The sequence below is a fragment of the Brevundimonas sp. genome, from assembly GCF_003248455.1.
In the GTDB taxonomy this organism is placed as follows: domain Bacteria; phylum Pseudomonadota; class Alphaproteobacteria; order Caulobacterales; family Caulobacteraceae; genus Brevundimonas.
The window spans coordinates 1-6,760 of the sequence record NZ_QFNM01000060.1 but is presented as its reverse complement, the minus strand read 5'-3'; the positions used below and the strand labels follow the sequence as shown (position 1 = coordinate 6,760).

Sequence of the window (6,760 nt, the reverse complement as noted above, 5' to 3'; positions counted from 1 at the left end):
GGTCTTCTGGATCAGGTCGCCGATGTAGACGATGTTGTCGTTCTTCAGGCAGTTGGCCGAACGGACCGACAGCTCCAGCTCGTCCACCTTCTTCAGCAGGGCCGGGTTGAAGGGCAGGTCGGGCTTGCCGTCCGACTGCTCGACAGCCTTCTTGGGCTCTTCGAAGGTGATGAAGATCTGCAGCTGGTCCTGCAGGATGCGCGCGGCGTAGGCCACGGCGTCCACAGGCGTCACCGCGCCGTTGGTCTCCACTTCCAGCAGCAGCTTGTCGTAGTCCAGCGACTGACCCTGGCGGGTCGGCTCGACGCGGTAAGCCACCTTCTTGACCGGCGAATACAGGGCGTCCACGGCGATCAGGCCGATGGGCGCGTCTTCCGGGCGGTTCAGTTCGGCGGCCACATAGCCCTTGCCGTTCTGGACGGTCAGTTCCATGCGGATCGAGGCGCCGTCGTCCAGCGTGCAGATGACGTGATCGGGGTTCAGGACCTCGATGTCCGCCGGCACGTCGATCTGGCCGGCCGTCACCGCGCCGGGGCCCGTGGCGCGCAGGGTCATGCGCTTGGGGCCTTCGGCGTGCATGCGCAGCGCCAGTTGCTTGATGTTCAGGACGATGTCGACCACGTCTTCGCGCACGCCTTCCAGCGACGAGAATTCATGGACCACGCCGTCGATCTGGATGGCGGTGACAGCCGCGCCTTGCAGCGACGACAGCAGAACGCGACGCAGCGCGTTGCCGAGGGTCACGCCGAAGCCACGCTCGAGGGGTTCGGCCACCAGGCGCGCCTTGCGCTGGGCGTCGGAGCCGGTCTCGATCTGGGGCTTCTCGGGACGGATCAGCTCTTGCCAGTTTCTTTCGATCATTTTGTCCCTCGAACGGGTTTCGTCGGCTCCGGCCTTGTCGACGAGGCCATGGTGGAGCCGACGGAGATGGGGTGTGCCTGGAACGAAGTCGCGATCAGACGCGACGACGCTTGGGCGGACGGCAGCCATTGTGCGGCATCGGCGTGACGTCGCGGATCGTTGTGATCGTCAGACCGACGGACTGCAGGGCGCGCAAAGCCGATTCCCGGCCGGAACCCGGACCCGAAACATTGACCTCCAGCGTCTTCACGCCGTGCTCCTGGGCCTTCTTGCCGGCGTCTTCCGCGGCCATCTGGGCGGCGTAGGGGGTCGACTTACGCGAACCCTTGAAGCCCATATGGCCGGCCGACGACCAGGAAATCGCGTTTCCTTGCGCGTCGGTGATCGTCACCATCGTGTTGTTGAAGCTGGCGTTCACGTGGGCGACGCCCGAGGTGATGTTCTTGCGTTCGCGGCGCTTTACGCGACCCGGTTCCTTGGCCATCGGTCAGCTCTCTCTTACTTCTTCTTGCCGGCGATCGGCTTGGCCGGACCCTTGCGGGTGCGAGCGTTGGTGTGGGTGCGCTGACCGCGGACCGGCAGGCCCTTGCGGTGACGCAGGCCGCGATAGCAGGCCAGGTCCATCAGACGCTTGATGTTCATCGAGGTTTCGCGACGCAGGTCGCCTTCCACCGTATAGTCGCGGTCGATCGTCTCGCGGATCGACAGCACTTCGGCGTCCGTCAGCTGGTTGACGCGGCGCGCGGCGTCGATGCCGACCTTGCCGGTGATGTCCTTGGCGGCTGCGGGGCCGATGCCATGGATGTATTGAAGCGCGATTTCCACGCGCTTGTTGGTCGGGATGTTGACGCCAGCGATACGGGCCACGAAATTCTCCAGATACGCGTTAGTCAGACGCAACAAACGCTCCGGTTAACAAACCAGGAGCGTGGCGCCCTTCGCGGGAAGGCGCCCTTATACAGATGATTCACAGGCCGTCAACGTCTGGCGTGGTTCAGCGCGGCGGACGCCCGAAGTCGATGCCGACGGTGACGCGCTGGCCCTGGACCGGACGGCCGTTCTCGGTCGGCGGCTGGAAGCGGAAGAAGCCCGAAACCTGAAGGCCCGCCGCCCCAAAGCCCAGGCCCGGCGGAGTTTCGTCCACGATGCGGCAATCGTCCAGCCGATTGTCCAGCCGAATGACGCACGACAGTTCGGCCCGGCCGTAGCGGCTGCGGGCGCGCGGCGGGTGGTTGGCGCGAATCTGACCGATGGTCGGCCCCGTGACCAGGCGCGGCCCGGTCGAACCGGAGCCGGGGCCGGACCCCGAACCGACGCCGGAGCCTGCGCCTGTCCCCTGCCCGCCCTGGCCGAATCCGGGCAGGGGCGACGGCGCGGGGGCGACGCCGACGACAGGCGCGGGCGCCGGGGCCTGTTTGGGCGGCGCGGGCAGTTCGGGGGGGCGCGCCTGTTTCGGCGGCGGCGGCGTGTGGATGCGCGAGGCGGCGGCGGGAGCCCCTCCTCCCGTCTCAGGCGCCGGCGGCTGGTCGGAAGCGGGGGGCGGCGGGTCGTAGAGCACGACCTCGAACGGCTGCGGCTCCGAGGCGGCGGGCGGCTGCGGCGCGCGGCCGTTCACTTGGCCCAGCAACAGGAACAACCCGATCTCGGCCCCGGCGACAACACAGAAAACGGCGAAGGCGCGCCAGCGTCTGCGGGCGCGCCATTTGTCCGGCCTGACGTCGTGGTCGGTCATCGGACGTCTAACGCCCGAGGCGGACTTTGGTCACGCCAGAGCTTCGTCGATGGCCTTTGCGACCGATTCGATCGAGCCCATGCCGTCCGCCTCGGTCAGCTTGCCCTGCTTCTCGTAATAGGGAAGCAGCGGGGCGGTGTTGCGGTTGTAGGCCTCCAGCCGAACCTTGAAGGATTCGGGATTGTCGTCGGGCCGTCCCTGTTCGGCGAACCGCTTGGCGATCCGTTCGGTCAGGGCGGCGTCATCGACCTTCAGCCGCACCACGGCGTCGATCTGGGCCCCGCGCTTGGCCAGCATGGCGTCCAGGGCCTCGGCCTGGGCCACGGTGCGGGGGAAGCCGTCGAAGATGGCGCCGCCTGCGGCCTCGGCCTCGGGCAGACGATCCTCGATCAGGGCGATGACGATCTCGTCCGTGACCAGATCGCCGCGCGCCAGCACGTCCTTGACCTTCAGTCCCAGGTCCGAGCCCGAGGCGATCGCCGCCCGCAGCATGTCGCCGGTGGAGAGTTGGACCATGCCCTTCTCTTCCACCAGCCGCTTGGCCTGGGTGCCCTTGCCCGCCGCCGGCGGTCCGAACAGGATCAAGTTCACGCTTCAGCCCTCCCCTAGGCGTCTGTCAGCTTGGATTTAGCGACGCACCGGCGTCGGCGCGCCACGGCCGCCGCGTCCGCGCAGCTTGGCCTTCTTGATCAGGCCTTCGTACTGGTGGGCCAGCAGTTGGGACTGAATCTGGGCGACAGTGTCCATCGTCACCGACACCACGATCAAGATAGACGTTCCGCCAAAATACAGGCTGTTGCCGAACTGGCTGACGATGAACTCCGGCAGCAGGCAGACCGCGGTGATATAGGCCGCGCCGATCACCGTCAGGCGGGTCAGCACATAGTCCAGATATTCCGCCGTCCGCTTGCCGGGACGGATGCCCGGCAGGAATCCGCCGTATTTGCGCAGGTTCTCGGCCGTATCCTCGGGGTTGAAGGTGATCGAGGTGTAGAAGAAGCAGAAGAAGATGATCAGGGCGGCGTAAAGCACCATGAACAACGGCTGCCCGTGCGTCAGCTGCGCCGTCACCAGCGGCAGCCAGCTCAGCCAGCCGGGCAGGTCGGCGTTGGCGGTCATGGTCGCGACCGTCGTCGGCAGCATCAGCAGCGAAGAGGCGAAGATCGGCGGGATCACGCCGGCGGTGTTGACCTTCAGCGGCAGGAACGAACGCTCGCCCCCGGCCATCCTGTTGCCTTCCTGGCGCTTCGGATACTGGATCAGAAGACGGCGCTGGGCGCGTTCCATGAAGACGATGAAGACGACCGTGGCCACCGCCAGGACGGCGATGAACAGCAGGGCGAAGGCCGACATCTGGCCCTGCTGGGCCAGGCCCAGCAGGCGCGCGATGGTGGACGGCAGGACCGCCACGATGCCGGCGAAGATGATCAGCGAGATGCCGTTGCCGACGCCGCGCGCCGTCACCTGCTCGCCCAGCCACATCAGGAACATGGTGCCGCCGGTCAGGGTCACGACCGTCGAGGCGATGAAGAAGACGCCCGGATTGTCGACCAGACCCGCCGTGCTGTTCAGGCCGGCCGCGATGCCGAACGACTGGGCCAGCGCCAGGAACACCGTCAGATAGCGGGTGTATTGGTTCAGCTGCTTGCGGCCGCTCTCGCCGCCTTCCTTCTTCAGCTTCTCCCAGGGCGGATAGACCGTGCCCATCAGCTGCACGATGATCGAGGCCGAGATGTAGGGCATCACGTTCAGCGCGAAGATCGCCATACGCTCGACCGCGCCGCCCGAGAACATGTTGAACATGTCCAGGATGCCGCGCTGGCCCGACGGATCCTGGAAGAACTGCAGGAAGGCCTGCGAGTTGATGCCCGGGATCGGCACATAGGTCCCGATCCGATAGACCAGGAGCGCGCCCAGCGTGAACAGCAGGCGCTTGTGCAGCTCGGTCGCTTTCGCGAACGAGCCCATGTTCATATTGGCGGCGAGTTGTTCTGCGGCCGAAGCCATTATGCGTCCCCACGACTGATTGAGTCGTCAGATAGGCGGAAAGCGGCCCTCATGCGAGAGCCGCTTCCGTTCTTTCGTCGTCGCAGGTGTATCCAGGCCACGGCCTAAAAGGACCGCGACGACGCGGTGATCAGGCCTTGGCGGCGGTGCGCTTGGCGCGGGCCGAGACCTTGTTGGCGTCGCCCTGGGGCGCCTTGGCGGCCGGGGCCTTGCCCTTGGCGGCGTTGCGCTTCTCGACGCGCGCGGCGGCCTTGGCTTCGGCTTCGATGCGTTGTTCGACGACCGAACCGCCGGCGGCTTCGATGGCCTTCTTGGCGCCGGCCGTGGCCGACCAGACGACCAGGTTCAGCTTGGCCTTGATCTCGCCGGTGCCCAGCAGGCGCACGCCGTCCTTGACGCGGCGGATCACGCCGGCGGCCACCAGGGCGTCGCCCTTGATTTCCGACGAGGCGTCCAGCTTGCCGGCGTCGATGGCGTCTTGCAGGCGCCACAGGTTCACTTCGGCCAGCTTCAGGGCGTTCGGATTGTTGAAGCCGCGCTTGGGCATGCGCATGTACAGCGGCATCTGGCCGCCTTCGAAGCCCAGCAGGCTGACGCCGGTGCGCGACTTCTGGCCCTTGACGCCGCGGCCCGAGGTCTTGCCCTTGCCCGAACCGGGGCCACGGCCGACACGCATGCGCTTCTTGTGCGCGCCTTCGTTGTCGCGGATTTCGTTCAGTTTCATGTGCCTGATCCTTTCGGGTGCTAGCGCCCGGACATCGTCCGGACTCGGCTTGGAAAAAAGAAAGCGGCGAGTGGCGAGTGTTGAGCGGCGAGTCAAGGAAAAACGACGAAATCGCCGCTTTCCTGCTCGCCACTCGCCACCAACCACTCGCCACTCCCGCTCCGAAGAGCGGGGCTTACTTCTCGACCACTTCCACCAGATGGTGGACCTTGGCGATCATGCCGCGAACCGAAGGGGTGTCCTCCAGGGTCGCTTCGCGGCCCATGCGGTTCAGGCCCAGGCCCACCAGGGTGGCGCGCTGGTCGTTCTTGCGGCGGATCGGCGAACCGATCTGCTTGATGGTGACGGTCTTGTTCTCGGCCATGACTTAGGACTCCACAGCTTCCGGCGCCGAGGCGCCGTCGTTGCGGCGGCCCATCAGGTCGGCGACCTTCTTGCCACGCTTCGAAGCGACCTGACGCGGCGACGACTGGACCTTCAGGGCCTCGAACGTCGCGCGGATCATGTTGTAAGGGTTCGACGAACCGGTCGACTTGCCCACCACGTCCTGGACGCCGAGGGTTTCGAGCACGGCGCGCATCGGACCGCCCGCGATGACGCCGGTGCCGGGAGGGGCGGCGCGCATCATGATCTTGCCGGCGCCCCAACGGCCGTTGCCGTCGTGGTGCAGGGTGCGGTTCTCGCGCAGCGGAACGCGGATCATCGTCTTCTTGGCTTCTTCGGTCGCCTTGCGGATGGCTTCCGGCACTTCGCGCGCCTTGCCGTGGCCGAAGCCGACGCGGCCCTTGCCGTCGCCGACGACCATCAGGGCCGCGAAGCTGAAGCGACGCCCGCCCTTGACGGTGGCGGCGACGCGATTGATGTGGACCAGCTTCTCGACGATGTCCGAATCCGGGCCGTCGACAGCGGGGGCGTTGCGGTTGTCACGACGGTTGCGGTCGTTGCCGCCGCCGCCGCGTTGGGGTTGTTGCGCCATCTGTCGCGTCCCTTAGAAGTTCAGGCCGGCTTCACGCGCGGCTTCCGCCAGCGCCTTCACCCGTCCGTGATAGATGTACTCGCCGCGGTCGAAGACGACGTCCTTGACGCCCTTCTCGATGGCGCGTTCGGCGATCAGCTTGCCGATCGCGGCGGCCGCGGCCGTGTCCGAACCGCGCTTGCCCTTGCCGCCTTCCAGCGACGAGGCCGAGGCGACGGTCACGCCCTGGGCGTCGTCGATGATCTGGGCCGAGATGTTCTTGTCCGAACGGTAGACCGACAGACGCAGACGACCGTTGGCGACAGCCTTCAGGCGACGGCGAGTGCGCTCCGAGCGGCGCTTGGCTTGTTGTCGAAGAGAGAGAGCCATGACTTACTTCTTCTTGCCTTCCTTGCGACGCACGGTCTCGCCGGCGTAACGGACGCCCTTGCCCTTGTAGGGCTCCGGCGGACGCAGCTTG

General features: G+C 66.6%; 9 protein-coding genes and 1 pseudogene. All 10 read right to left on the bottom strand.

The features are described from left to right. A partial coding sequence (locus DI624_RS15660) for a DNA-directed RNA polymerase subunit alpha (protein ID WP_291540351.1) occupies window positions 1-861 on the bottom strand: 861 nt, incomplete at its 3' end. Window positions 862-955: 94 nt separating this feature from the next. Next, the gene (rpsK, locus tag DI624_RS15655; protein ID WP_201100505.1) at window positions 956-1,345 is read right to left on the bottom strand and encodes a 30S ribosomal protein S11; all 390 of its coding nucleotides are present in this window, start codon (window positions 1,343-1,345) and stop codon (window positions 956-958) included. 14 nt (window positions 1,346-1,359) lie between these two features. After that, window positions 1,360-1,728 (bottom strand): 30S ribosomal protein S13, encoded by a 369-nt coding sequence (gene rpsM / locus DI624_RS15650; protein WP_291540341.1) that lies wholly within the window; start codon window positions 1,726-1,728, stop codon window positions 1,360-1,362. A 127-nt stretch (window positions 1,729-1,855) separates the two neighbouring features. After that, window positions 1,856-2,593: an energy transducer TonB gene (locus tag DI624_RS15645; protein WP_291540339.1), complete on the bottom strand. Its 738-nt coding sequence runs from the start codon at window positions 2,591-2,593 to the stop codon at window positions 1,856-1,858. A gap of 30 nt (window positions 2,594-2,623) precedes the next feature. After that, entirely contained in the window at window positions 2,624-3,184 is a 561-nt protein-coding gene (locus DI624_RS15640; RefSeq protein WP_291540337.1) for an adenylate kinase, read from the bottom strand. 36 nt (window positions 3,185-3,220) lie between these two features. Further along, window positions 3,221-4,600 (bottom strand): preprotein translocase subunit SecY, encoded by a 1,380-nt coding sequence (secY, locus tag DI624_RS15635; protein ID WP_291540334.1) that lies wholly within the window; start codon window positions 4,598-4,600, stop codon window positions 3,221-3,223. A gap of 277 nt (window positions 4,601-4,877) precedes the next feature. Further along, a pseudogene (gene rplO / locus DI624_RS15630) lies at window positions 4,878-5,324 on the bottom strand (50S ribosomal protein L15); the annotation flags it as partial. Window positions 5,325-5,499: 175 nt separating this feature from the next. Further along, window positions 5,500-5,688 (bottom strand): 50S ribosomal protein L30, encoded by a 189-nt coding sequence (gene rpmD, locus DI624_RS15625; protein ID WP_291540330.1) that lies wholly within the window; start codon window positions 5,686-5,688, stop codon window positions 5,500-5,502. A gap of 3 nt (window positions 5,689-5,691) precedes the next feature. Further along, a complete protein-coding gene (gene rpsE, locus DI624_RS15620; protein WP_087119308.1) occupies window positions 5,692-6,300 on the bottom strand; it encodes a 30S ribosomal protein S5 in 609 nt (202 codons plus the stop codon). Between the two features lie 12 nt (window positions 6,301-6,312). After that, on the bottom strand, window positions 6,313-6,669 hold the full coding sequence (rplR, locus tag DI624_RS15615) for a 50S ribosomal protein L18 (RefSeq protein WP_154726238.1): 357 nt from the start codon (window positions 6,667-6,669) through the stop codon (window positions 6,313-6,315). Between the last annotated feature and the right edge of the window lie 91 nt (window positions 6,670-6,760).

What these genes read in the sequence shown, in the direction of transcription:
- rpsK (WP_201100505.1), bottom strand. Translation starts at nt 1,345, where the DNA reads ATGGCCAAGGAACCGGGTCGCGTAAAGCGCCGCGAACGCAAGAACATC.
- DI624_RS15645 (WP_291540339.1), bottom strand. Translation starts at nt 2,593, where the DNA reads ATGACCGACCACGACGTCAGGCCGGACAAATGGCGCGCCCGCAGACGC.
- secY (WP_291540334.1), bottom strand. Translation starts at nt 4,600, where the DNA reads ATGGCTTCGGCCGCAGAACAACTCGCCGCCAATATGAACATGGGCTCG.
- rpmD (WP_291540330.1), bottom strand. Translation starts at nt 5,688, where the DNA reads ATGGCCGAGAACAAGACCGTCACCATCAAGCAGATCGGTTCGCCGATC.
- rpsE (WP_087119308.1), bottom strand. Translation starts at nt 6,300, where the DNA reads ATGGCGCAACAACCCCAACGCGGCGGCGGCGGCAACGACCGCAACCGT.
- rplR (WP_154726238.1), bottom strand. Translation starts at nt 6,669, where the DNA reads ATGGCTCTCTCTCTTCGACAACAAGCCAAGCGCCGCTCGGAGCGCACT.